The 25,513-nt window shown below is 63.5% G+C and carries 25 protein-coding genes; 12 read left to right on the forward strand and 13 right to left on the reverse strand.

The window, feature by feature from the left end; all coding sequences use genetic code 11:
• The first annotated feature begins 8 nt into the window (after positions 1-8).
• From tesB to AC3WVQ_RS17505, 7 genes are all read left to right on the forward strand, one after another.
• The gene (gene tesB, locus AC3WVQ_RS17475) at positions 9-893 is read left to right on the forward strand and encodes an acyl-CoA thioesterase II (protein WP_060521446.1); all 885 of its coding nucleotides are present in this window, start codon (positions 9-11) and stop codon (positions 891-893) included.
• A 234-nt stretch (positions 894-1,127) separates the two neighbouring features.
• Positions 1,128-1,466: a P-II family nitrogen regulator gene (locus AC3WVQ_RS17480; RefSeq protein ID WP_034802765.1), complete on the forward strand. Its 339-nt coding sequence runs from the start codon at positions 1,128-1,130 to the stop codon at positions 1,464-1,466.
• Between the two features lie 28 nt (positions 1,467-1,494).
• Positions 1,495-2,856 (forward strand): ammonium transporter, encoded by a 1,362-nt coding sequence (locus AC3WVQ_RS17485; RefSeq protein WP_060611213.1) that lies wholly within the window; start codon positions 1,495-1,497, stop codon positions 2,854-2,856.
• Positions 2,857-3,092: 236 nt separating this feature from the next.
• Positions 3,093-5,750 (forward strand): FtsK/SpoIIIE family DNA translocase, encoded by a 2,658-nt coding sequence (locus tag AC3WVQ_RS17490; protein WP_110818896.1) that lies wholly within the window; start codon positions 3,093-3,095, stop codon positions 5,748-5,750.
• Positions 5,751-5,956: 206 nt separating this feature from the next.
• Positions 5,957-6,619 carry an outer membrane lipoprotein carrier protein LolA gene (locus AC3WVQ_RS17495; protein ID WP_492382880.1) on the forward strand — a complete coding sequence of 221 codons (663 nt, stop codon included), beginning with the start codon at positions 5,957-5,959 and terminating at the stop codon, positions 6,617-6,619.
• Between the two features lie 180 nt (positions 6,620-6,799).
• Entirely contained in the window at positions 6,800-7,606 is an 807-nt protein-coding gene (locus AC3WVQ_RS17500; protein ID WP_060611217.1) for an exodeoxyribonuclease III, read from the forward strand.
• A 143-nt stretch (positions 7,607-7,749) separates the two neighbouring features.
• A complete protein-coding gene (locus tag AC3WVQ_RS17505; RefSeq protein ID WP_492382881.1) occupies positions 7,750-10,023 on the forward strand; it encodes a TonB-dependent siderophore receptor in 2,274 nt (757 codons plus the stop codon).
• 19 nt (positions 10,024-10,042) lie between these two features.
• On the opposite strand, the gene AC3WVQ_RS17510 is transcribed toward AC3WVQ_RS17505, so the two are convergent.
• Complete coding sequence (locus AC3WVQ_RS17510; RefSeq protein WP_492382882.1) at positions 10,043-10,498, reverse strand: cyclic nucleotide-binding domain-containing protein; 456 nt, start codon at positions 10,496-10,498, stop codon at positions 10,043-10,045.
• A gap of 123 nt (positions 10,499-10,621) precedes the next feature.
• Entirely contained in the window at positions 10,622-11,305 is a 684-nt protein-coding gene (locus AC3WVQ_RS17515; protein WP_034802783.1) for a response regulator transcription factor, read from the reverse strand.
• A 143-nt stretch (positions 11,306-11,448) separates the two neighbouring features.
• Between AC3WVQ_RS17515 and AC3WVQ_RS17520 the strand changes: the two genes are divergently transcribed.
• Positions 11,449-11,997, forward strand: coding sequence for a L,D-transpeptidase family protein (locus AC3WVQ_RS17520; RefSeq protein WP_090295264.1), 549 nt, complete (start codon positions 11,449-11,451; stop codon positions 11,995-11,997).
• An 18-nt stretch (positions 11,998-12,015) separates the two neighbouring features.
• Here the strand turns inward: AC3WVQ_RS17520 and AC3WVQ_RS17525 are convergent, their stop codons facing one another.
• The 5 genes from AC3WVQ_RS17525 to rplS all read right to left on the reverse strand — a co-directional run bounded on the left by AC3WVQ_RS17525 (position 12,016) and on the right by rplS (position 16,622).
• On the reverse strand, positions 12,016-12,552 hold the full coding sequence (locus AC3WVQ_RS17525) for a SixA phosphatase family protein (RefSeq protein ID WP_034802788.1): 537 nt from the start codon (positions 12,550-12,552) through the stop codon (positions 12,016-12,018).
• Positions 12,553-12,683: 131 nt separating this feature from the next.
• Positions 12,684-14,093: a 3-isopropylmalate dehydratase large subunit gene (gene leuC, locus AC3WVQ_RS17530; RefSeq protein WP_060521449.1), complete on the reverse strand. Its 1,410-nt coding sequence runs from the start codon at positions 14,091-14,093 to the stop codon at positions 12,684-12,686.
• Positions 14,094-14,336: 243 nt separating this feature from the next.
• Positions 14,337-15,158, reverse strand: coding sequence for an amino acid ABC transporter permease (locus AC3WVQ_RS17535; protein ID WP_060521450.1), 822 nt, complete (start codon positions 15,156-15,158; stop codon positions 14,337-14,339).
• Between the two features lie 9 nt (positions 15,159-15,167).
• On the reverse strand, positions 15,168-15,977 hold the full coding sequence (locus tag AC3WVQ_RS17540; protein WP_034802798.1) for a transporter substrate-binding domain-containing protein: 810 nt from the start codon (positions 15,975-15,977) through the stop codon (positions 15,168-15,170).
• A gap of 126 nt (positions 15,978-16,103) precedes the next feature.
• Positions 16,104-16,622 (reverse strand): 50S ribosomal protein L19, encoded by a 519-nt coding sequence (gene rplS, locus AC3WVQ_RS17545; protein WP_043625625.1) that lies wholly within the window; start codon positions 16,620-16,622, stop codon positions 16,104-16,106.
• A 327-nt stretch (positions 16,623-16,949) separates the two neighbouring features.
• Here rplS and AC3WVQ_RS17550 point away from each other — a divergent pair, with 327 nt between their 5' ends.
• Positions 16,950-17,696, forward strand: coding sequence for a sulfite exporter TauE/SafE family protein (locus AC3WVQ_RS17550; protein WP_060521571.1), 747 nt, complete (start codon positions 16,950-16,952; stop codon positions 17,694-17,696).
• On the opposite strand, the gene trmD is transcribed toward AC3WVQ_RS17550, so the two are convergent.
• The 6 genes from trmD to AC3WVQ_RS17580 form a co-directional block, all read right to left on the reverse strand.
• Complete coding sequence (gene trmD / locus AC3WVQ_RS17555) at positions 17,678-18,370, reverse strand: tRNA (guanosine(37)-N1)-methyltransferase TrmD (RefSeq protein WP_060521572.1); 693 nt, start codon at positions 18,368-18,370, stop codon at positions 17,678-17,680. The two genes, AC3WVQ_RS17550 and trmD, sit on opposite strands and share 19 nt — an antisense overlap.
• An 11-nt stretch (positions 18,371-18,381) precedes the next feature.
• Positions 18,382-18,945 (reverse strand): ribosome maturation factor RimM, encoded by a 564-nt coding sequence (gene rimM / locus AC3WVQ_RS17560; protein WP_034803120.1) that lies wholly within the window; start codon positions 18,943-18,945, stop codon positions 18,382-18,384.
• Positions 18,946-19,090: 145 nt separating this feature from the next.
• Complete coding sequence (gene rpsP, locus AC3WVQ_RS17565; protein ID WP_060521452.1) at positions 19,091-19,453, reverse strand: 30S ribosomal protein S16; 363 nt, start codon at positions 19,451-19,453, stop codon at positions 19,091-19,093.
• Positions 19,454-19,490: 37 nt separating this feature from the next.
• A complete protein-coding gene (locus tag AC3WVQ_RS17570) occupies positions 19,491-19,826 on the reverse strand; it encodes a chorismate mutase (RefSeq protein ID WP_492382883.1) in 336 nt (111 codons plus the stop codon).
• Between the two features lie 14 nt (positions 19,827-19,840).
• Positions 19,841-21,406 (reverse strand): signal recognition particle protein, encoded by a 1,566-nt coding sequence (gene ffh / locus AC3WVQ_RS17575; protein WP_492382884.1) that lies wholly within the window; start codon positions 21,404-21,406, stop codon positions 19,841-19,843.
• Between the two features lie 255 nt (positions 21,407-21,661).
• Complete coding sequence (locus AC3WVQ_RS17580) at positions 21,662-22,144, reverse strand: MarR family winged helix-turn-helix transcriptional regulator (protein ID WP_090295261.1); 483 nt, start codon at positions 22,142-22,144, stop codon at positions 21,662-21,664.
• A gap of 78 nt (positions 22,145-22,222) precedes the next feature.
• On the opposite strand from AC3WVQ_RS17580, the gene AC3WVQ_RS17585 reads away from it, so the two are divergent.
• From AC3WVQ_RS17585 to mtaB, 3 genes are all read left to right on the forward strand, one after another.
• Positions 22,223-23,236 carry an MBL fold metallo-hydrolase gene (locus AC3WVQ_RS17585; protein ID WP_034802812.1) on the forward strand — a complete coding sequence of 338 codons (1,014 nt, stop codon included), beginning with the start codon at positions 22,223-22,225 and terminating at the stop codon, positions 23,234-23,236.
• Between the two features lie 92 nt (positions 23,237-23,328).
• The gene (gene dapF, locus AC3WVQ_RS17590) at positions 23,329-24,240 is read left to right on the forward strand and encodes a diaminopimelate epimerase (RefSeq protein ID WP_110818917.1); all 912 of its coding nucleotides are present in this window, start codon (positions 23,329-23,331) and stop codon (positions 24,238-24,240) included.
• On the forward strand, positions 24,237-25,511 hold the full coding sequence (gene mtaB / locus AC3WVQ_RS17595) for a tRNA (N(6)-L-threonylcarbamoyladenosine(37)-C(2))-methylthiotransferase MtaB (RefSeq protein WP_090295259.1): 1,275 nt from the start codon (positions 24,237-24,239) through the stop codon (positions 25,509-25,511). Before dapF ends, mtaB begins: the two co-directional genes overlap by 4 nt.
• The last annotated feature ends 2 nt before the right edge of the window (positions 25,512-25,513 follow it).

The following is a 25,513-nucleotide window of genomic DNA, read 5'->3' on the forward strand; positions in this document are numbered from 1 at the left end:
AAGCCGAAATGTCGCGCCCCACCGAGACCTCCACCCCCATGGATGCGCTGCTGGCCATTCTCGATCTCGAAAAGCTCGAGGAAAACCTGTTCCGCGGCCGTAGCCCGCAGGTCGGCTGGCAGCGCGTCTTCGGCGGCCAGGTGATCGGCCAAGCGCTGGTGGCAGCGCAGCGAACCGTTGATGAGGGGCGTTACGTGCATTCGCTGCACGCCTATTTCATGCGGCCGGGCGATCCTTCCGTACCTATCATCTATGAAGTCGACCGCATCCGCGACGGTTCGAGCTTCGCCACCAGGCGGGTGGTCGCCATCCAGCATGGCAAGGCGATCTTCTCCATGTCCGCCTCTTTCCAGTATGACGAAGATGGTTTCGACCACCAGATCGACATGCCTGATCTCGCCATGCCCGAGACGCTTCCGGGCGAACAGGAACTCAAAGAGAAGTTTCTCGTCCACGCGCCCGAAGCAATCCGGCGCTATTGGGAAAGGCCGCGGCCGATCGAGATCCGGCCGGCGTCGCTGCAGCACTATTTTACCCGCAACGACGGCAAGCCGATCCAGGACGTCTGGGTCAAGGCGGTCGGCACCGTTCCCGACGAGCGCCATATCCAGGCAGCGATCCTTGCCTATCTCTCCGACATGACCCTGCTCGACACCTCGCTCTATGCGCACGGCACTTCGGTCTTTGACCGGAACCTGCAGGTGGCGAGCCTGGATCACGCCATGTGGTTCCACCGCCCCTGCAAGATGGACGACTGGCTGCTCTATACCCAGGACAGTCCGAGTGCACATGGTGCCCGCGGGATGACCAGAGGCAGCCTTTTTACGCGTTCCGGTGTGCTGATCGCCTCTGTCGCCCAGGAAGGGTTGATCCGGAAAAAGGCATCTGAATAGGAAATAAGCAGAATCTTCGTTCTGCCTATTTTTTAATCTTATAAAGTGACGATTTTTTGATGCGCCGCAGCAATCGTGCTGCGGCTTTCTTTTTTTCTATTTGTTTTCATTACCTTAAGTCGAGCGTCAGAATCTGGCACGCCCCTTGAATGTCATGGTTCGGTTGCACGGCGCTCTGGCGCTCCGCAGCAAGGAGAGACGGCCTCCGCCGGAGGCGAACAAGGATGAAACCAGATGAAAATTGTGATGGCCATTATCAAGCCGTTCAAGCTCGATGAGGTTCGCGAAGCCCTCACTGCTGTCGGCATCCAGGGCCTGACCGTGACCGAAGTCAAAGGCTACGGCCGCCAGAAGGGACATACCGAAATCTACCGCGGTACCGAATATGCCGTGAGCTTCCTGCCGAAACTGAAGGTCGAGATCGCCGTTCCTTCAGAACTCGTCGACAAGGCCGTTGAAGCGATCGCCGCAGCCGCCAAGACCGGCCAGATCGGCGACGGAAAGATCTTCGTCTACGCCATTGACCATGCGGTGCGCATCCGCACCGGCGAAACCGATTCAGAAGCGTTGTAAACCACGCCGTTCAGGGAGCACTACCTCGATGTCATCACTTAAGCTTTCCACCTCTCTTGGACGCCTGGGCGCAATGACCGCCGCCCTGCTTGCGCCGGCCGTGGCCTTCGCGCAGGAAGCGGCACCGGCGGCGGCCGCAGCCGCAGCCGTACCGGTGCCGGACAAGGCCGATACCGCCTTCATGTTCATCTCGACGCTTCTCGTCTTCTTCATGCTGATCCCGGGCCTCGCGCTGTTCTACGGCGGCCTGGTGCGCGCCAAGAACATGCTCTCGGTGCTGATGCAGTGCACCGTGATCGGCGCGACGATGATGATCGTCTGGGTCGTCTACGGATACTCCTTCGCCTTCGGCGGCTCGACCAGCCCTTATTTCGGCGGCTTCGCCAAGATGTTCCTCGCCGGCGTCACCACTGAGAGCACGTCGGCCACCTTCTCGGAAGGCGTCGTCATTCCGGAATACATCTTCATGCTGTTCCAGATGACCTTCGCGGCACTGACCCCGGCGCTGATCGTCGGCGCCTTTGCCGAGCGCATCAAGTTCTCCGCAGCCGTGCTCTTCTCGGTGCTCTGGGCGACCTTCGTCTACTTCCCGATCGCCCACATGGTCTGGGACGGCAACGGCCTGCTCTTCGGCATGGGCGCGCTTGACTTCGCCGGCGGCACCGTCGTTCACATCAATGCCGGCGTTGCTGGCCTGATCGGCGCGATCATGGTCGGCAAGCGCACCGGCTACGGCCGCGACATGATGGCACCGCACTCGATGACGCTGACGCTGGTTGGTGCTGCCATGCTCTGGTTCGGCTGGTTCGGCTTCAACGCCGGCTCAAACCTCGAAGCCTCGGGCGGCGCCATGCTCGCGACCGTCAACACCTTCCTTGCAACCGCAGCCGCCATTCTCTCCTGGTCGGCCGTCGAAACCTTCACCCGCGGCAAGGCCTCGATGCTGGGCGCCGCCTCGGGCATGATCGCCGGTCTCGTCGCCATCACGCCCGCCGCCGGCATTGCCGGCCCGATGGGCGCGATCGTCATGGGCGTGCTCGTCTCGCCGCTCTGCTACTTCTTCGTCTCTGTCGTGAAGAACAAGTTCCACTATGACGACACGGCAGACGTCTTCGGCGTCCACGGCGTCGGCGGCTTCTTCGGTGCGCTTGCCACCGGCATCTTCGCCTCCTCGTCGCTCGGCGGCATCGGTTATGCCGACGGCGTCACCATGGGCGGCCAGTTCATGACCCAGCTGACCGCGGTTGCCATCACCATCGTCTGGTGCGGCGTCGTCTCCGTCATCCTCTACAAGCTGGTGGACTCGATCGTCGGCCTGCGCGTCTCCGTCGAAGCCGAACGCGAGGGCCTCGACCTCTCGTCGCACGGTGAAGCCGCCTACCACAGCTAAGCGGATCGCGGCGCCGGCAATTCGGCGCCGCCTACAGTCCCGTCGCGATCCGCCCCACGCGGATCGCCCTTGGCCCGGATCGGAAGCTCCGGGCCTTTTTTCGTGCCGATCGGTCCGGCTGCGACTGCTATTTTAGCGCCAACTACGCATGGTTAATGTCGCATTAACCGTACACCGCTTAGGTTGATTCCATGGCGCGCAATGCGCCGTGAAGATCGAGACGGGCAGCAGGCAACATGAGCAGAAGCAATCCGGCAGCGCTTGACAGCCGTTCCAACCGGTTCGTGCTAACCACCTTCGTTTGGCGACAGATCGCGTCGCTGGCGGGCTTTGCGCTGTTCGGCGCATTGGCGCTGGCCGTCGCAGCGCTCTCGACATGGAACGTCGCCGATCCCAGCTTCTCCTACGCCACGTCACAAGCGCCGACCAACGTGCTCGGTTACACGGGTGCTGCCTTTGCCGACATCTTCATGCAGTTCTTCGGGCTGGCCAGCGTCGTCGCCCTCCTGCCGGCCGTCGCCTGGGCCCTGGTGCTGATCGGCGGCAAACGTTTCGACAAGGTCTTCAAGCGCCTCGGTCTCTGGTTCGTCGGCTCGGTGCTTGCCGGCGCAGCACTCAGCTGTGTTCCCGCCCCCATCACCTGGCCGCTGCCCAACGGCCTTGGAGGCGTCTTCGGCGACATGATCCTGCGCTTCCCCGCGCTCTTTACCGGCGCCTTCCCGACCGGCACGCTTGCGACCATTCTTGCCTGCATCTTCGCCGTCCCCGCCGCCTGGTGCCTGGTCTATAGCGCCGGCCTGATCGGCGTCAGCGACGAGGAGGAGGAAGAGGAAATTGCCGAGCCGACGCCGAGCAAGGCGCGCACCGTGCGCGACGAACTGGACGAGGACGACAGCGAAGGTCCCTTCACCCTGCTGATGGGCTCTTTTGCCCATATGCGCTACACCATGCACGCGCGCATGCGCCGCATTTTCGGCATGAGCGGCACCCGCGCCACGCCCAAGCGCCAGTACGACGAACCCTATGATTTCAACAACGACGAGTTCGGCACGCTGAACGAACCCGCCCGGCCGAAGCCGCTGGCCGCCGGCGACCGCATCGAGCCCTCGCTCGACCGCTCCGAGCGCCGCATCCTCACCCCGCCGCCGATCATGGCCGACGACGAGGATGACGACCTGCCCTTCGACATTGACGAGCGCCGCCCCGCCGGCATTCTGCCTGACGACGAAGACTACGATGCAGCCGCCGACTGGGCGCCGAAGGCGGCACCGCCGAAGCAGGGCCTGCCCAAGGGCGGCTCGCGCGTTTCGACGCCTGCTCCTCGCCCGAAGACGGGCCAGCGCGTCGAGCGCGAAGCCCAGCGCTCCTTCGTCGACGACAACGATGGCGACTTCACGCTGCCGCCGATGCATTTCCTTGCCGAGCCGAAAAACGTCGGTCGCGACGCCTCGCTCTCGCCCGATGCGCTGGAGCAGAACGCCCGCATGCTCGAAGGCGTGCTTGAAGATTTCGGTGTCAAGGGCGAGATCATCCACGTTCGCCCTGGCCCGGTCGTTACCCTCTACGAACTGGAACCGGCGCCGGGCATCAAGTCCTCCCGCGTCATCGGCCTTGCCGACGACATCGCCCGCTCGATGAGCGCGATCGCCGCGCGCGTCGCCGTCGTTCCCGGCCGCAACGCCATCGGCATCGAACTGCCGAACCAGCGGCGCGAAACCGTCTATCTGCGCGAACTCATCGGCTCGCGCGATTTCGAGACCTCCAAGGCCCGCCTTGCCATGGCGCTCGGCAAGACGATCGGCGGCGAGCCCGTCGTCGCCGATCTCGCCAAGATGCCGCATCTGCTCGTCGCCGGCACCACCGGTTCGGGCAAATCGGTCGCGATCAATACCATGATCCTGTCGCTGCTCTATCGGCTGAGCCCCGATCAGTGCCGCCTCATCATGATCGACCCGAAGATGCTCGAACTTTCCGTCTATGACGGCATCCCGCACCTGCTTTCGCCGGTTGTGACCGACCCCAAGAAGGCGGTCGTCGCACTGAAGTGGACGGTGCGCGAGATGGAAGAGCGCTACAAGAAGATGTCGAAGATCGGCGTGCGCAACATCGACGGCTTCAACAGCCGCGTCGAGCAGGCGCTTGCCAAGGGCGAACAGATCACCCGCACGGTGCAGACCGGCTTCGACCGCCAGACCGGCGAAGCCATGTACGAGACGGAAGAATTCGATCTGGCGCCAATGCCCTACATCGTCGTCATCATCGACGAAATGGCCGACCTGATGATGGTCGCCGGCAAGGACATCGAGGGCGCAGTGCAGCGGCTCGCCCAGATGGCCCGCGCCGCCGGCATCCATGTCATCATGGCGACGCAGCGCCCCTCGGTCGACGTCATCACCGGCACGATCAAGGCCAACTTCCCGACCCGCATCTCGTTCCAGGTGACCTCGAAGATCGACAGCCGCACCATCCTTGGCGAACAGGGCGCCGAACAGCTGCTCGGCATGGGCGACATGCTCTACATGGCCGGCGGCGGCCGCATCCAGCGCGTCCACGGCCCCTTCGTCTCCGACACCGAGGTCGAAGAAGTCGTCGCCTACCTGAAGACGCAAGGCGTACCGCAATATCTCGATGCCATCACCGAGGATGACGACGAGGATGGCGAGGGCGGCGGCCCGGCCGGCACCTCCAATCTCGCCGATTCCGACGATCCTTACGACCAGGCGGTTGCGGTCGTCCTGCGCGACGGCAAGGCCTCGACTTCCTACGTGCAGCGTCGCCTCGGGATCGGTTACAATCGTGCCGCATCGCTGATCGAGCGCATGGAGCAGGAAGGCATCATCGGCCCGGCGAACCACGCCGGCAAACGCGAGATCCTCGTTCCGACCGAAGAGTAAGTCACCGGACGACAGGGCAATTCCCGCAGATTCGCGTGAGGCGAATGCATTGATAGAAAAGACGCCCGGCGGATGCGGGCAGAGGCCCTGCATAAAGGGTCAAACCGGTAACAGTCATGTGAGAGCGCGAGCGAAAAAGCTCGAAAATGGCGCCTTGAAGGCGCCGCACTTGCGCTCCAGATGATTCGTAAATGAAGGAGACCGAGATGACAGAGACTAAGACTGGCGAGCGCAACCACCCGGTGATGTCGCGCCGCCTCTTCGTGTGCGGGCTTGCGGCACTTGGCGGCATCGGCGGCACCGGTCTCGACCTCGGCCAGGCCTTTGCCCAGGCCCCGAGCGCTGCCCAGAAGATCGCCGACCATTTCTCCTCGGTGAAGACCATGGCCGGCGAATTCGTCCAGTTCGGCCCGCGCGGCGAGCAGACCGGCGGCAAATTCTATATCCGCCGCCCCGGCCGCATCCGCTTCAACTACGAGGCCCCCTCGCCGATGCGCGTCATCGCCGACGGCAAGTCCGTCGTCATCGGCAACATGAAGCTCAAGACCTGGGACATCTATCCGCTGTCGAAGACTCCGCTCAACCTGCTGCTCAGCGAGAGGATCGACCTGACCGGCAAGATGGTGCGCGACGTCAAGGAAGAGTCCGACCTCATCACCATCGTGCTTGGCGACCGTTCGATCTTCGGCGATTCGACCATCACCCTGATGTTCGACCCGAAGACCTACGATCTGCGCCAGTGGACCATCACCGACGCGCAGAAGAAGGACACCTCGGTCATGATCTTCAATGTCAAGACCGGTATGGCGCTGGACGACAAGGTCTTCCAGATCCCCTATGACGAGGTCCGCAACAAGCGCGGCGGCTGAGCGACATCATGCGCCAAGCCGACCTTCGCGCGTCCATAGGACGCGCGGTTTTTAGTGCGGCCTCGTTCAGGCATTCCTTGTCCCGGCGCGCCGGACCTGCTTAAAGCTCGGGTCAAACATCCATCCCGAGCCGGCCTTCCCTTCGCGAGCGTCCGGCCCCAGCCGATCAGGGAATGACGCATGGCCCTTTCCGTCGCCACTTGGAACATCAACTCCGTTCGCCTGCGCATGCCGCTGGTCGAGCATCTGCTGCAGACTTGGCAGCCTGACATCCTCTGCCTGCAGGAAACCAAGTGCCCGAACGACCAGTTTCCCTCCAAGCCCCTGAAGGCGCTCGGCTACAATCATATCGAGATGCACGGCCAGAAGGGCTATCACGGCGTGGCGACGATCTCGCGCCTGCCGCTGCATGAGCTTAGCGATCGCCGCGACTATTGCGGCATCGGCGACGCCCGCCATCTCTCGGTCGTTTTCGAAGCCGGCGGCAAGAAGATCCGGCTGCATAATTTCTACGTGCCTGCCGGCGGCGACGAGCCGGACCGCACCATCAATCCGAAATTCGGCCACAAGCTCGATTTCGTCGAGGAGATGAAGCTGCTGCACGCCGAAGCCGAAGCCGGCATTTCCTCGATCCTCGTCGGCGACCTCAATATCGCGCCGCTGGAAGACGACGTCTGGTCGCACAAGCAGCTCCTGAAGATCGTCAGCCATACGCCGGTCGAAACCGAGGGGCTGACCACGGTCATGAACGGCGGCGGCTGGGTCGACCTGATGCGCCAGCACACGCCATCCCCGACCAAGCTTTACACCTGGTGGAGCTACCGGGCGAAGGACTGGGAAGCTGCCGACCGTGGCCGCCGGCTCGACCATATCTGGTCGTCCGCCGACCTCGCGCCGGCGCTCAAAAACGTCGATATCCTGCGGGAAGCGCGCGGCTGGGAGCGCCCCTCAGACCACGTGCCCGTCATCGCGCACTTCGACATCTAGGACGTCATTTTCTGGGCGGCGGCACGCGCCTTCGGCGCCCGCCGTTCCATCAAGAAAAACATGACTAAAAGAATCATATTTTTCTTGATGCGCATTTCCAAACGGACTATCCCTCTTGTCGGGCGGCGGGGACACCGCCTCCGATGGCCGCTCAGCCGTCGTTTTCACTGATATTCGGGTGCTTTGCTCTGGCTTTGGCCGGAGGGTTTTCGTGCGCCCGCAAGAGGGCCAGAGATGCCAAAGACCTTGCCGACCACCTTCCTGCGCGCCTCGCGCCGCGCGCTGTCCGCGACCACCGTGCTCGCCGCAAGCGCTGTCGCCGTGACCTTTCGCCGACAGCGACCCATGCGCAATCGGCCGAAAGCCAGAAGACCACCCGTCTGGAAAAGATAGAAGCGACGGCCGGCAAGGCAGCTGCGACGATCGCCGAGGATAACGACACGATCGTGCCGACACGCAACGTCTCGGCGCTGAAGACCGACACCCCGCTGATCGAAACGCCCCGCTCGGTCTCGGTGGTCACGCGCAAGGAGCTCGAAGAACGCGGCGTGCAGGACATGATCCAGGCAACGCGTTATGCCGCCGGCGTCACGACCGGCGCCTTCGGCTTCGATCCGCGTTTCGACCAGATCTATATCCGCGGCTTCGAGACGACGACGACCGGCGATTTCCGTGACGGCCTGCGCCAGCCCTACATGAACTACGGCACCTTCCCGACGGAGGTCTACGGCCTCGAGCGGATCGAGATCCTGAAAGGTCCGGTCTCGGTCATGTACGGTGCTGCCGGCGCCGGCGGCATCGTCAACCGCATCTCGAAGATGCCGGAGGAGGAGCCCCACCGCGAGGTCGAGCTGCAATATGGCACGATCGGTCGCGCCCAGGCCGCCTTCGATGTCGGCGGACCGGTAACGGCTGACGGCGACGTCCTCTATCGCATCGTCGGGCTTCTGCGAAACGGCGAGACCAACTACGACGTTGCCGACGATCGTTACCTGCTGCAGCCCTCCTTCACCTGGAAGCCGGACGAAGGCACGTCGTTGACGGTCTACGGCCTGGGGCAGAAGGGCGAAAGCGACGCCAGCCCGCGGGTGCTCGAGCATGAGGGCCGGCTGCTGCGCTACAGCGACCCGGACTATGACTACCAGAAGGTCGGGCAGGTCCAGGCCGGTTACAAGTTCGAGCACGAGTTCGACAACGGCCTGACCTTTCGCCAGCACGGCCGCGTCAGCGATCTGGACCTCAAGGCCCGTTACCTGCAGTTCGGGACGGAGGTCGCGCCCGGCGTCTTTGACCGCTCGCCCGTCGCCATCAAGGACGACCAGCGCGCCTACCAGATCGACAACCAGCTCGAAGCCAACTTCGACACCGGTGCGGCCTCGCACACACTGCTGACCGGCCTCGATTACACCTGGATCACCTCGGACTTCGGCCTCGGCTTCGGCGCCGTCGATCCGGCCTATCGCTTCGATCTCAACAACCCGACCTTCGGCGTCGGCGGTCCGACGCCAGCACTTACCAGCTTCAGCGGGCGGGACCTGCGGCAGACGGGCATCTATGTCCAGGATCAGCTGGAGGTAGGCAACTGGCGCGCCATTGGTGGCCTTCGCTACGACTGGGTCGACCAGACCAGCACCAACAAGAACACCGGCGTCGTCGATCGCAAGGACGATGGCGAGCTCACCGGACAGGCCGGCCTGCTCTACCTCTTCGACAACGGCATCGCGCCCTATGCCAGCTACAGCACCTCCTTCGTGCCGCGCACAGAGCTTTCGGCCGATGGCCGCGTGCTCGATCCGACGACCGGCGAGCAGGTCGAACTGGGCGTGAAGTACCATCCGGAAGGCGAAGCCTATTCACTGAGCGCGGCCTATTACCGGATCGTCGAAAGCGGCGCGCCGCAATACGTGTCCGACCCGTCCCTTCCCGTCGGCTACTACTACAAGTCGGCCGGCGAGGTGACGACCAATGGTTTCGAGGTGGAAGGACGCCGGGAGTTCGACAACGGCCTGAGCTTCATCGCCGCCTACAACTACAACGACGCTGAAATCACCGGAAACGTCGATCCGTCGCTGATCGGCAACGTGCCGTCGACGAAGCCGCGCCATGTCGCATCGCTGTGGGTGAACTATCTTTTGCCCGAAGACACGCAGCTTGCGGGCCTCAGCCTCGGCGGCGGCGTACGGCTGGCGTCAAGCTCCTACACGTCCGATGCCAACACCGCCAAGAACGGCGGCGCCGTCTATTTCGACGCCTCGATCGCCTACGACTTCGGCGTCAAGAATCCCGAACTCGACGGACTGTCGCTCGCCGTCAGCGCTACCAATCTCGGCGATCGCCGCGAAGAGGTCTGCACCGATGGCTACTGCTATTTCGGCCAGGGCCGCACCGTGCTCGGTTCGCTGAAGTATCGGTGGTAGCGGGAAACCGTAGCGCGGTTCAAGCAAAACGGCCGGCGAGCGCGCCGGCCCGGCGGATCATCGCCTGCAGGTTTTCGCGGATGCGCGCTTCGACGAGCTCGGCCACTTCAGGATATTCCTCCAGCATGCGGCGGAAGAGCGGCCGATTGATGCGAATGACTTCGCTGTCTTCCTCGGCCGTTGCCGTGAACTTACGCTCGACCATCGAGATCAGCGCCAGTTCCGACAGAAGCGCTCCGCGACTGACGGTCGAGACCGTCGTCTCAGAACCGTCGAAACCGGCCTTCGACAGGGACAAGCTGCCGCTGGCGATCGCATAGGCGCAATCGGCCGGCGCCGCCTCGCGAAACAGCTCCTGTCCCTTGAAGATGCGGCGCCGCTCCGCGCCGAAGGCGATCAGCCTCAGCTTGTCCTCGCTGATATCGGCAAACAGCGGCACGTTGGACAGAAGCACGATATCGTCGTTGAGCGCCAAGCGGCTAACCTCCCACGGTCACGCCAGTGCCGGTCCCGATGGACCGGATCGCGCACGCGACCGATGCAAACAACAGTCTACGGAGAACGCGCGAGAAGTGGTTTGCCACCCTGCGCACCCCGGCTACGGAACGATCTTGTAGCCGCCGTTCTCTGTCACCAAAATCTCGGCATTGGAAGGGTCCCGCTCGATTTTCTGGCGCAGACGATAGACGTGGGTTTCGAGCGTGTGGGTGGTCACGCCGGAATTGTAGCCCCAGACTTCTTCCAAGAGCACGTCGCGCGTCACCACCTTCTGGTCGGCGCGGTAGAGATAGCGGATGATCGCCGCTTCCTTTTCGGTAAGCCGGATCTTCTGGCCGTTTTCGAGCGTCAGCAGCTTCTGGCTCGGCTTGAACGTGTAGGGCCCGACGCTGAAGGTTGCGTCCTCGCTCTGCTCGTGCTGGCGCAGCTGCGCGCGGATGCGGGCGAGCAGTACGGCGAAACGGAACGGCTTCGTCACATAGTCGTTGGCGCCGGCCTCAAGGCCGAGAATCGTATCGGAATCGGTGTCGTGGCCGGTCAGCATGATGATCGGCGCCTTGAAGCCGCCCTTGCGCAGCAGCTTCACCGCTTCGCGACCGTCCATGTCCGGCAGGCCGACATCCATGATCAACAGGTCCACCTGCTGGGCACGCGCCGTCTGGATGCCCTTGCCGGCAGTCGCTTCCTGGATGAGGTCGAATTCCTCGTAGAGCGAGAGCTGCTCGACCAGGGTCTCGCGCAGGTCATTGTCGTCATCGACAAGAAGAATGGTACGGGTCGCCATGGGACAATTCCTGTTTGCTTCCGTTTTCAAACTAGCTCAAATGCCTGTGTTGGCAAGCGAACCAGCGTTGCTACCTCTTTATATCCGTAACCGTGCTTATGGTGCCCCCCAAATCACGGGCAAAGCAAAAATCCGTGAGAATGATGCTCAAGAAAACGTCGGGAAGAAGACCAGCCAAATCTGTCATCACCGTGCGCGCCGCACCGCGCGATCGCAAGCGAGCACTTGTCTCGTTCGACGGCCGCGTCGAGCACGCCGCCATCGGGCGAAGTGGCATTACCAGCCTGAAGCGCGAGGGCGATGGCGCCACGCCACGCGCCGCGATGAAGCTGATCGGCGGCTATGTCAGGCGCGACCGCCTCCTCCTGCCGCCGACGCCGCTGCCGACCCGGACGACGCGCACGGGCATGCTGTGGTGCGACGCGACGCGCCACGCGCTCTACAATCGTCCGGTCAAGGCACCCTTCCAGCCGAGCCATGAGGAATTAATGCGTGACGACGGGCTCTACGACATCTGCCTGGTGATGGACTGGAACCTGCTCGCGCGCCGGCGAAATGCCGGTTCGGCGATCTTCTTTCACCTGATCCGGCCGGGCTACGAGCCGACGCAGGGCTGCGTCGCCGTCAGCCTGCCGGCGATGCGTCGGCTGATCCCGCATATGCGCCGCGGCACCGTCGTGAAGGTAATCTGACCTCGACGTCCGATCGGCTCAATCGAGCGAACGCGGCGTCACGAAGCGCGCGAGCCTGGCCCCGCCGGACAGAAGCTCACGCCAGCCAGTCGCTTCGAATTCAAGGACGGCAAGCGCCGCCGTCGGAAACTTGTCCGCCATGCGCATACGCAGATCCGCATCGCCAGAGCCGACGAGTTCATGCGCCAGGTCCTCCATGCCGGGATTGTGGCCGACGATCAGCAGCGTCCTGATAGCCGGGTCGGTTGCACGAAGCACGCTGAGGATCTGGGCGGCCTCCACCTCATAGATCGCCCGGGTGTTTTCGACCGTGATGCCGGGCGGCAAGGCAGCGGCTACCAGTGTCCAGGTCTCCTGCGCCCGTTTCGCGGTCGAGACGAGGGCGAGATCCGGCACGAGCGCATGCCGAGCCATATAGCCCCCCATCAGTGGCGCCGCCTTGCGGCCTCGCTCGCCGAGCGGTCGGTTGATGTCGGCAACGCCGTCCGGCCAGGCGGACTTGGCATGGCGCAACAGCAGCAGACGGTAGCGTTGCACAGGCAGATCGTCGCTCATCCCATCATTCTCCCCAAGGTGCCTCGGCCCGCACAGCTTAACCCATTTCAGGCGCGCGGGCGGGGAGAGCGCCAAATAAAAAAGGCCGCCCCGAAGGGCGGCCATTGACGCCGGAAAAGCTCAGACCCGGCCTATTTCCATTCGCGGATATCGACGAAATGACCCGCGACCGCAGCGGCTGCCGCCATCGCCGGCGAGACCAGATGCGTGCGGCCCTTGAAGCCCTGACGGCCCTCGAAGTTGCGGTTCGATGTGGAGGCGCAACGCTCGCCGGGCTTCAGCCGGTCGTCGTTCATCGCCAGGCACATGGAGCAGCCCGGCTCGCGCCAGTCGAAGCCCGCTTCGCGGAAGATCTTGTCGAGGCCTTCGGCCTCGGCCTGTTCCTTCACGAGGCCGGATCCCGGAACGATCATCGCCGAAACGGTCGAGGCGACCTTGCGGCCTTCGACCACCTCGGCCACGGCCCGGAGGTCCTCGATGCGGCCGTTGGTGCACGACCCGATGAAGACGCGGTCAACGGCGATGTCGGTGATCTTCGTGCCCGGCTTCAGGCCCATATAGTCGAGCGCGCGCCACTTGGAGGCCCGCTTGTTCTCTTCCTGGATCTCATCCGGATTGGGAACGATGCCCTGAACCGAGATGACGTCTTCCGGCGACGAGCCCCAGGAGACGATCGGCGGCAGGTTGGCAGCGTCGAGCACGACGACGCGATCGTAATGCGCACCCTCGTCCGTGTGCAGCGTCTTCCAGTAGTCGAGCGCCATGTCCCAGGCCTTGCCCTTCGGTGCGCGCGGCTTGTCCTTGATATAGGCGAACGTCGTTTCGTCAGGCGCGATCAGGCCGGCGCGGGCGCCGCCTTCGATCGTCATGTTGCAGATGGTCATGCGGCCTTCCATCGACAGCGAGCGGATCGCTTCGCCGGCAAACTCGATGACGTGGCCGGTGCCGCCGGCAGTGCCGATCTCGCCGATGATGGCGAGGATGATGTCCTTGGCGGTGACGCCCGGCGGCAGCTGGCCGTCGACGCGCACCAGCATGTTCTTCGCCTTCTTCTGGATCAGCGTCTGGGTCGCGAGCACGTGCTCGACTTCCGACGTGCCGATGCCGTGGGCCAGCGAACCGAAGGCGCCATGCGTCGAGGTGTGGCTGTCACCGCACACGATGGTCATGCCCGGCAGGGTGAAGCCCTGCTCGGGGCCGACGATGTGCACGATGCCCTGGCGCTTGTCGTTTTCCGAGTAGTATTCGACGCCGAAGTCGGCGGCGTTCTTGGCGAGCGCCTCGACCTGGATGCGGCTTTCCTCGTTCTTGATGCCGAGGTGACGGTCGGCCGAAGTCGGAACATTGTGGTCGACGACAGCGAGCGTCTTTTCAGGCGCACGGACCTTGCGGCCGGCCATGCGCAGACCTTCGAAGGCCTGCGGACTCGTCACTTCGTGAACGAGGTGACGGTCGATGTAGAGAAGACAGGTGCCGTCGTCCTGTGCGTTGACCAGGTGATCATCCCAGATCTTGTCATAGAGGGTACGCGGTGCGCTCATGGCGGTATATCCATCGAGTTTTCAAAAAAAGTAGGAAAGCCGGCGGCAAGGCGGCCGGAAGCACTGATCAGGAGATCAGGATAGGCGGCTTGTAAGCGCCCCGTGGACGCGCGCAAAGAAGCGTGCCGGCAGGCGCTTGTGGTCCTGCAGCACGACGATTTTCTGCTCGCTACATCCGAATTTGGATTCCATGGCCGTGTTCATATCAATTTTCTGACAGGTCGGCAATTGCTGGAAACGGACTCAGCGCTGCTCCGCGCGCCTGAGCCGCCGCTCCAGCCCCCGCAATCCCAGCGACAGACCGATGGTCAGCACGAGATAGACATAGGCAACGATCGAATAGGTCTCGAAGAAGCGAAAGGAGCCGGAGGCATAGACCTTGCCCATCTGCGTGATGTCGGCGACGCCGAGCACCGAGACGAGCGAACTGTCCTTGACCATGGCGATAAAGTCGTTGCCAAGCGGCGGCAGGATCACGCGGATCGCCTGCGGAAAGATGACGAGACGAAAGCGCTGGTAGCGTGAAAGCCCGAGCGCCTTGGCGGCTTCGACCTGCCCCTTGTCTACCGAGAGGATACCCGCCCGGAACACTTCGGCGATGAACGCAGAATAGCCGATCATCAGCGCCAGGATCGCCCGCCACATCAATGAGATGTCGCGCACGACAACCGGCTCCATCCAGCCGGCGCTGATCAGCGGTGCTGAGATGAAATTGGCCGCGACGACGAGCCCCGGCGCGCCGACGAAGGCAATGTAGAACAGAAGCACCAGGATCGGCACGCCGCGGATGACTTCCGTATAGAAGCGGGCGATCTGCCGAAGGGACGAGTGCTCGGAGAGCGCCATCAGCGCGATGCCGAGGCCGAGCGTCGTCGCCAGCACGAAGCCCATGAGGGTCACGAAGACGGTGACGCCAAGGCCCTTGAAGACGACGGTGAAGACTTCCGAGAAGATGTCATTGCTGATGATCACGGCGGCGAGCGCCACAGCGATCACAACAAGGGCGACCAACCACCAGGGATAGTCGCCCTTGCCGGACATGTCTGAAGATTGTGGAGCGGCCATAGCCTGCTATCAGCCGCCCATCTTGTATTCGAGGAACCACTTCTTATCGAGGGCGTCGAAGGTACCGTCTTCCTTCAGCGCCTTGATCGCGGCGTTGACCGGAGCCACGAGATCCGAGCCCTTCGGGAAGATGAAGCCGAAATCCTCGGTGCCGAGCGGCCCACCGACGACCTTGAGCTTGCCTTCGGAGGAATCGACATAGCCCTTGGCGGCGACGCTATCGGTCAGGACCACATCGACGTCGCCGGCCTTCAGCGCCTGAACGGTCGCGCCGAAGGTCTCAAACAGCTTGATGCGCGGGTTCTGCTCGTTGCCGTCGAGCATTTCGTAGACGGCGGTGTAGAACGGCGAGGTACCCGGCTGTGCGCCGACGAGACCGTCGGCAAAGGCGCCGAAGCTCTTGCCATCGTTGAAGCGGGCCTCGTCGCTGCGCACCAGCATGAACTGCTGCGAGCGCATGTAGGGGTCCGAGAAATCGACCTTTTCCTTGCGGTCGTCCTTGATGGTGATGCCCGTCATGCCGATCTGGTACTGACCGTCATGCACCGCCTGGATCATCGCGTCCCAACTGGTGTTCTGGTATTCGACCTTGAAATTCAACCGCTTGGCGATCTCGTTCATCGCGTCGTACTCCCAGCCCTTGGCTTCGCCGGACTTCGGATCGACAAACTGCAGCGGCGGGTAGGCGTTCTCCGTGACGACGACGACCGTCTTGCCGCCGAGGTCAGGCAGGTCGGCGGCCAGCGCCGGTGCAGAAAACGCAAAAGGTGCTGCAAGTGCGGCTGCGATGCCCGCAAGCACGTGGCGACGGATTGTCATTGGAGGAGCTCCCGAAAAGTGTGGCAGCGGAAAATGTCACAAATTCCGTCGAAAAGACAAGCGGATAGTACCAAAAAAGAAAGGCGGCCGAGGCCGCCTTTCCAACAATCCCTAGGGATTGAAATGTTATTCTGCTGCGGCTTCCGCTGCTGCCTTTGCTTCGGCGGCTTCGGCTGCTGCCTTCTCGGCGGCGAGCGCCTGAGCTGCTGCAACCTTTTCAGCCTCGATGCGTGCCTTTTCCTCGGCAATCGCCTGACGCTCGGCTTCGTTCAGCTTGCGGGCGCGCGTGCCGGTGTTCTCTACGATACGAGCCGACTTACCGCGACGGTCGCGCAGGTAGTAGAGCTTGGCGCGACGGACCTTACCGCGGCGAACCACTTCGACGCTCTCGACGAGCGGAGAGTAAACCGGGAATACGCGCTCGACGCCTTCGCCGTAGGAGATCTTGCGAACGGTGAAGCTTTCGTTGATGCCGCCGCCCGAACGAGCGATGCAAACGCCTTCATAGGCCTGGACGCGGGTACGGTTGCCTTCGACAACGCGGACGTTGACGCGGAGCGTGTCGCCTGCGGAGAATTCCGGGAGCGTGCGCTTGGCGGCGATCTTGGCGGCCTGTTCGGCTTCCAGCTGCTGGATGATGTTCATCGGTCTAACCTTTCAAGTTCTTCTGAAACAGCCAGAGCGCTCTCGATGAACCTGTCGGGCCAGCCTTCAGGTCTTGCCGGATACCGGCAGGAGCGGATTCGCCATTCTTTGTTTTGGTCGACGGGCATGGAACCCGAACCGGGGCGGCACTTACACCAATCGCACTGCCTTGTCATCCCCGAAGGCCATAATTTCTAAGGCATCCGCGCCAGGAAAGCCGAATTTATCAGAAAATACGCAAACACGCGCGTGATGATTGTCCGATGCAACGGACTTGCGGCCGGCACAACCACCGGCTATCCCGAGCATGAGGGGTCGGGGGAGACCATGAACATCTTCGAAATACTCATGCTGTTTGCGGCCGGCTTCCTGTCCGGCGTCGTCAATGCCATTGCCGGCGGCGGAACGTTCCTGACCTTCGGGGCGATGACGCTTGGCGGTCTCTCGCCAATCGTCGCCAACGCGACCTCGTCGATCATCCAGTTTCCAGGCTACATCACCTCGGCGCTCGCCTATGCCAAGGAGATCCGCGCCGACAAGCGCTATGCGATCCTGCTCGGCGTCATCTCCGCACTTGGCGGTCTGGCCGGCGCGCTGCTGCTCATCTCGCTCTCCAATGCCTCCTTCCGCGCGCTTGTGCCCTGGCTGCTGCTGGCGGCAACGGCGATCTTCGCTGCCGGGCCGCTCCTGAAGCCTAAGGCCCGCGTCGACGAGCATGCGATCAATCCGGTCGGCATCGGCGCCCAGTTCGTCACCTCCATTTACGGCGGCTTCTTCGGCGCCGGCATGGGCATCATGATGCTGGCAGTGCTGGGGCTTGCGACCGGCGGCGGCTATCACCGGCTGAACGCGCTCAAGAACTTCATCTCGATCGTTATTGCCGCGATCGCCATCGTCGTCTTTGCCGCCGGCGGGGTCGTGTCCTGGCTGCACGCGGCAATCATGGTGCCAGGGGCCGCCCTTGGCGGCTACAGCGGCGTCTGGGCAGCAAGACGCGTGCCGCAGGCGGTCATCCGCGCGCTGGTCGTCGCCGTCGGCCTGCTGCTTGCCGCCTATTACTTCTTCACGGGCTGATTAAGAAGATCGGGCCGGCGCTCGGCGGTCAGCCGCCGCGCCTCCGCCTCGCGCCATTTGGCAATGGCGCCGTGATTGCCCGAGGTCAGCACTGCCGGGATTTCGCGGCCTTCGAAGACCTGTGGGCGGGTGTAGTGCGGATGCTCGAGCAGCCCGCCTTCGAAGCTCTCATGCACACCCGAAAGCTCGTTGCCCATGACACCCGGCAGAATGCGCACCACGGCATCGAGCAGCGTGAGGGCCGCCGGCTCGCCGCCCGAAAGAATATAGTCGCCGATCGAAACCTCTTCGAGGCCGCGGGCGTCGATCACCCGCTGATCGACACCTTCGAAGCGTCCGCAAACGATGACGACGCCGGGGCCGGCGGCGAGTTCACGCACCCGCTCCTGTGTCAGCGGTCGGCCACGCGGGCTCATCAGCAATCGCGGCCGATCGTCGTTCTCCGAGACACGATCGATCGCGCGCGCGAGCACATCCGGCTTAAGCACCATGCCGGCGCCGCCGCCAGCCGGCGTGTCGTCGACAGTGCGATGCTTGTCCTCGGCGAAATCACGGATCTGCACCGGCTCGATCGACCACTGGCCACGCTCGAGCGCCTTGCCGGAAAGCGAGGCGCCGAGATGGCCCGGAAACATTTCGGGATAGAGCGTCAGGATGGTCGCGCGAAACGTCATGGCCGCAATGCTCACTTGCGCTTCGCGGAAAACGGACTACCCGGATCCTGGTCCTTGTCGTCGGTCAGGCCGGCCGCAACCGGATCGACCAGCAGCCGCCCCGCTTCCAGATCGATCTCCAGCACCGACCATTCGGTAAACGGGATCAGCACCGGACGTCGGCCTGGCCCCTTCAGCTCAAGGAGATCGCCGGCGCCGAAATCGAAGACACCGCTGACCTTGCCGTAGCTCGTGCCATTGCCGTCGATCGCTTCCAGGCCCTCGAGATCGGCATAGAAGAACTCGTCCTCGTCGAGATCGTCGTCGGGCAGGTTGTCGCGCTCGATGAACAGGTCGAGACCGTTGAGCGCCTCGGCGGCATTGCGGTCATTGACGCCGCGAAAGCGAACGATGACCACGTTTTTCGCCTCGCGAATCTCCAGCACCTCGAACACACGGCCGTCTGCGCTGTGCAGATTGCCATACTCGCCGAGCGCCGTCGGATCATCGGTAAAGGACTTGACCCTGACCTCGCCGCGCAGGCCCTGCGCCGCGCCAATCGTCGCCATCAGAACCGGGTTTTCGAGTTTGCTCATCGTCCGCGTCCGTTTCGGTATATCTCGGTGCACATAACGGAAAACGGGCGGCATGGAAATGCCACCCGTTTCCTTAAGTCACGGCCAGCCGGAGAGCTGCGTCGGCAGATGACCGCCGATCACTCTCCGGACCGTTCGCCGGCTGTTATTCAGCAGCAGCAGCAGCGGCGTCTTCAGCCTTCTGCTTGGCTTCAGCAGCGCGCTCCTGAGCCTTCTTGCCCGGGGCACCCTTGGTCGGGTTGTTGCGAGCCGGGCGCTTTGCGAGACCGGCCTGGTCGAGGAAGCGCAGAACGCGGTCGGTCGGCTGGGCGCCCTGGGCGATCCAGTGGTTGACGCGCTCGGCGTCGAGCTCGACGCGCTTTTCGTCGTCCTTGCCGAGCATCGGGTTCCACGAGCCGATCTTCTCGAGGAAGCGGCCGTCACGCGGGCTGCGGGCGTCGGCAACGACGATCTGGTAGTAAGGACGCTTCTTGGAACCGCCACGGGCGAGACGAATTTTCAGTGCCATTTGAGTAACTCCTTGCAGGCTTTCTTGACCGCTTGGTTCAAGCGGAATGGTTTGTGCCGGCGTTGCCCGCGGAATGCGAGCGATCGGCGGCGATGGCTTCATGATGCCGGATGACTTCCTTGATGATGAAGTTCAGGAACTTCTCGGCGAAATCCGGATCCAGATTGGCATCCTTGGCCAGGCGGCGCAGGCGTTCGATCTGGTATTCTTCGCGCGCCGGGTCGGCCGGCGGCAGTTCGTGCTTGGCTTTCAGAACGCCGACTGCCTGGGTGCAGCGGAAGCGTTCAGCCAGCATGTGGACGAGCGCGGCATCGATATTGTCGATCGACTGCCGGTAGCCCGCCAATTCCCTTTTGATTTCGGGATCAATCATCTTTTAAGCGATCCTCACTTCTTCTTCGGCAGGCCGGGAAGGCCGGGGAAGCCGCCACCAAGACCCGGAAGCTTGGCGCCGCCCAGACCTGGCAGGCCACCGTCGCCAAGGCCCGGCATACCGCCCGGCTTCAGACCGGCGGCTTCCGCCTGCTTCTGCAGGGCTTCGAGCTGCTTCGGGTCGAGCTTCGAGAGATCAGGCATGCCGCCGCCACCGAGGCCGCCAAGGCCCATCTTGTTGGCAAGGCCGCCCATCATCTGCTTCATCATGCCGCCTTTGCCCTTACCGCCCATCATCTTCATCATGTCCGCCATCTGGCGGTGCATCTTCAGAAGCTTGTTGATGTCGGCGGCATCGGTGCCGGAACCGGCGGCGATGCGCTTCTTGCGCGAGTGCTTGAGCAGATCCGGGTTGGCGCGCTCGGCCTTGGTCATCGACGAAATGATGGCGAGCTGGCGCTTGAACAGGCTGTCGTCGAGGCCGGCCGCGGCCATCTTGTCCTTCATGCCGGCCATGCCGGGCATCAGGCCCATGATGCCGCCCATGCCGCCCATCTTCTGCATCTGGCCGAGCTGGTCTGCGAGGTCGTTCAGGTCGAACTTGCCCTTGGCCATCTTGGCGGCCATGGCAGCCGCCTTCTCGGCGTCGATGTTCTCGGCAGCCTTCTCGACGAGCGAGACGATGTCGCCCATGCCGAGGATACGGTCGGCGACGCGGCGGGGGTGGAACTCTTCGAGTTCGCCCATCTTTTCGCCGACGCCGATGAGCTTGATCGGCTTGCCGGTGACCGCACGCATCGACAGCGCTGCACCGCCACGGCCGTCGCCGTCCATACGGGTGAGCACCAGGCCGGTGATGCCGACGCGTTCGTCGAAGTTGCGGGCGAGGTTGACGGCGTCCTGACCGGTCAGCGCATCTGCCACGAGCAGGATTTCATGCGGATTGGACTTCCGCTTGATCTCCGCCATCTCGATCATCAGCGGCTCGTCGATATGGGTACGGCCCGCCGTGTCGAGAATGACGACGTCGTGGCCGCCGAGCTTGGCAGCCTGAACGGCGCGCGCAGCGATATCGGTCGGCGACTGGCCGGCAATAACAGGCAACGTGTCGACGCCGGTCTGCACGCCGAGCTGGCGAAGCTGCTCCTGGGCTGCCGGACGACGCGTGTCGAGCGATGCCATCAGGACCTTCTTCTTGTCCCTGGCCTTCATCCGGCTGGCGATCTTGCCGGTGGTCGTCGTCTTACCGGAGCCCTGCAGACCGACCATCATGATGACGACCGGCGCCGGCGCATTGAGGTCGATCGTGACGCCCTCGGAGCCGAGCATCTCGACGAGCTGATCATGGACGATCTTGACGACCATCTGGCCGGGCTTGATCGACTTCAGGATCTCGGCGCCGACGGCCTTTTCACGAACCTTTTCGGTGAAGGAGCGCACGACGTCGAGCGCGACGTCGGCTTCGAGCAGCGCACGGCGAACCTCGCGGAGCGCAGCGGAAACATCGGCTTCCGACAATGCGCCGCGGCCGGTCAGTCCATTCAATATGGAACCAAGGCGGTCCTGGAGGCTCTCGAACATTCTCACTTCCTTCTGGTTTCCGGTGGCGATCAACTCGCCGGAAACGTGGGTTCCTTCGCGCAGAAAACAAGGCGCAAAGCCAAAAACCACCCGAGGGCGCCACGCGCTGTCGGGTGTTGACCTCCGGGTTCTCTTTATACCTCTACGGGACCCGGTCGGTGGCTTCGAAGACTTGAGCTTGCGAAGGAATTGGCGCGGATAAACAGGAAAGCGCGGCAAAAGTCAAGGACGGCAGGCAAATGAGGCGCTTTCGGCTCAGAGCGCCCCGTCCTTGCCGGCGTCGTCGAGTTCGCCGGCCAGCTGCTCGAAGGCGGTCGACACCCGCGTCATCACCCGAAGTGCGGCCACCACTTCGGTCTGGTTGATATCGCCGAGCAGGGCATGCAGCAACTCCACCTCGCGGCGATGGATTTCCGCGAACAGATCACGCCCGGCCGCCGTCGGCGCGCAAAGATAGGCGCTGCGGTGTTCCGGGTTCGGCCGTCTTTCCAGCAACGTCTTGTCCATCAGCCCGTTGACGACCCTGAGCACGAACTGCCGTTTCATCGACAGGCGCCGTCCGGCTTCCGGCACCGTCAGCGGCGTTTCGCAAAAAAGTTCGAGAACCGCCCGCTCCGCCACTGATATGCCGGCACCATCGAGCATATGTTCTGCCGAGCGCTGCATATTGAGATGGATGGAGCGGACCAGCTTCAGGGTCTTGTAGAGACGTTCTTGCGGGTCGAATCGAACGAGCATGGAACCACGATAGCAATCCAGTTGCTGTCTTCAAGAATTTATTAAACCTTGACCTTTCAACCAAGGCGAACCGCCCGGATGAAGACACGCAATCCCTATTACCAAGGTCCCGTCACCGATCATTTCGACGGCACCAGGTTCTTCAATCCCGACGGCAAACCGCCCAAGGGCGCGGCAGATCTCCTGCGCTGGCAGTTCGGCAGCGGCAAGGTGCGCTGGCCCGCGCACAATCCAAGCCCGTTCGCGCCGGTGAAGCCTGAACTCAGCGTCGAAGGCGATCGCCTGCGCGTGACGATGGTCGGACACGCGACGCTGCTCATCCAGGTGCATGGGCTCAACATTCTCACCGACCCCGTCTGGTCGCATCGCGCCAGCCCGTTTGCCTTTGCCGGCCCGCAGCGCCGCAACGCGCCCGGCATCGAACTCGACGACCTGCCGCCGATCGACATCGTGCTCGTCACCCACAATCACTACGACCACCTCGATGTCGAGACGCTGGCAGCCCTTCACGAGGAACATGCTCCCCGCATCGTCACGCCGCTCGGCAACGACACGATCATCCGCCGCGCCGTTCCCGACGTCGAGATCGACGTGGTCGACTGGGGCGACCAGCTCGATTGCGGCGATGACGTCATTCTTCACGCCGAGCCCTGCCACCACTGGTCGGCGCGCGGCTCGCGCGACCGGCGCATGGCGCTCTGGGCCGCCTTCGTCGTGGAGACGCCGGCCGGCAAGATCTACCACGTCGGCGATACCGGCTTTCACGACGGCATCAACTATCGCGCCGCCCGCGAAAAACACGGCGCCTTCCGCCTCGCCAACCTGCCCTTCGGGGCCTACGAGCCGCGCTGGTTCATGCAGGACCAGCACCAGAACCCGGAGGAAGCCGTGCGCGGCATGGTCGATTGCGCCGCCGCCCATGTCGCCGGCCACCATTGGGGTACGTTTCGCCTGACCGACGAAGGCGTCGAAGAGCCGCGACAGGCGCTGGAACGGGCGCTCGATGCGGCGGGCATCGCCCGCAGCCGCTTCCGGCCGCTTCGCCCCGGCGAAATCTTCGATGTACCGACCGGCGGCGAGGGAGCCGAATAAAGGCGGCACTGGTATTTTCCGGGCTTTTCCGCCATATACAGCCCGAATGAAGGATGGCCCGCCCGGAGCGGGCCCGTTTGGACAATCGCGACATGACCGACAACGTGCAATTTGCCAGGATGAACGGGCTTGGAAACAAGATCCTCGTCGTTGACATGCGCGGTCGGAAGGATCGGGTGACGCCGGCCGCTGCGATCGCGCTCAATGCCGATCCGGCAACCGCCTTCGACCAGATCATGGCGATCCACGACCCCAAGGCTCAGGGCACCGACGCCTGGATCGATATCGTCAATTGCGACGGCTCCATGGCCCAGGCCTGCGGCAACGGCACGCGCTGCGTCGTCCAGGCACTGGCCGCCGAAACCGGCAAGAAGGCCTTCACCTTCCAGACCATTGCAGGCATCCTCAACGCCATCGAGCATGAGGACGGCACGATCTCGGTCGACATGGGCAAGCCGGTCTTTGCCTGGGACAAGATCCCGCTTGCCGAGGAATTTGCCGATACGAGCCGCATCGAACTGCAGATCGGACCGATCGACAATCCCGTCCTGCACTCGCCCTCGGCCATGTCGATGGGCAATCCGCACGCCGTCTTCTGGGTCGACAAGGACCCGATGTCCTTCGATCTCGATCGTTTCGGCCCGCTGCTCGAAAACCATCCGATGTTTCCCGAGCGCGCCAACATCACGCTGGCGCAGGTGCTTTCGCCCTCGTCGCTGCGCACCCGCACCTGGGAACGCGGCGCCGGGTTGACGCTTGCCTGCGGCTCGGCGGCTTGCGCGGCTGCGGTCAGCGCCGCGCGCACCGGCCGCACCGGCCGCAAGGTGGTGATCGACGTCGCATCAGCCCCTGCCCCGGCAAAGCTCACGATCGAATGGCGTGAGCACGACGATCATGTCGTCATGACGGGACCTGCCGAATGGGAATGGTCCGGCACGCTGAACCCGACGACCGGAACCTGGCAGCGCGACGAGGCCGAAGCGGGCGGAGCCCGGGCGCGTTGAGCGGCGTCGAGGTCATAACCTTCGGCTGCCGTCTCAATACCTACGAATCCGAAGTGATGCGGGCGGAAGCCGAAAAGGCGGGGCTGAACAACGCCATCCTCGTCAACACCTGCGCCGTCACCGGCGAGGCCGTGCGCCAGGCGCGCCAGGCGATCCGCCGTGCCCGGCGCGACAATCCGCATGCCCGCATCATCGTCACCGGCTGCGCCGCCCAGACCGAAAAAGAGACCTTCGCCGAAATGGTCGAGGTCGACGCCGTGCTCGGCAACGAGGAGAAGCTGAAGAGCGCCTCCTATCGTTCACTGCCGGATTTCGGCGTCTCGGCTGAAGAAAAGCTGCGGGTCAACGACATCATGAGCGTGCGCGCCACCGCACCGCAGATGGTCAAGCACATCGATGGCCACGTGCGCGCCTTCATCCAGGTGCAGAACGGCTGCGACCACCGCTGCACCTTCTGCATCATCCCCTATGGCCGCGGCAATTCCCGCTCCGTGCCGATGGGCGCCGTCGTCGACCAGGCACGCAGGCTGGTTGAGAGTGGCTATTGCGAGATCGTCTTGACCGGCGTCGACGCCACCAGCTACGGCGCCGACCTGCCGGGCACGCCGACCCTCGGGCTGCTGGCGAAGACGCTTCTGAAACAGGTTCCGGAAATCCGCCGCCTGCGGCTTTCCTCGATCGACGGCATCGAGGCCGACAAACACCTCTTCGACCTGATCGCCGACGAGGCGCGCTTCATGCCGCACCTGCACCTGTCGCTGCAGCATGGCGACGACCTGATCCTGAAGCGCATGAAGCGCCGTCATTCGAGCGCCGACGCCCGCGCCTTTGCCGATCAGGTCCGGCGCTTGCGCCCCGATATCAGCCTCGGTGCCGATATGATCGCCGGCTTTCCGACCGAGACCGAAGAGATGTTCGAAAATGCCGCGAGCCTCGCCGAGGACTGCGGCATCGCGCATCTGCACGTCTTTCCCTACAGCCCGCGTCCCGGCACGCCGGCGGCACGCATGCCGCAGCTCGACCGGGCGCTCGTCAAGGATCGCGCTGCGCGGCTTCGCGCCGTCGGCGCGACGCTCTACGCCCGCCACCTCGAAGGTATGGTCGGCAGCGAGCAGACGATCCTGGTCGAGAACAACGGGCTTGCCCACACACAAAACTTCACGCTCGTCGACGCGGCTGACCTGACGCCCCGTGCGCTTGTCCCGGTCTCAATCACCGGCCACAATGGCAAGCATCTGACGATGCAGGTAAAACAGATGGCTGCGGCCTGATT

The sequence above is a fragment of the Ensifer sp. EB106-05-01-XG146 genome (genome assembly GCF_058791875.1).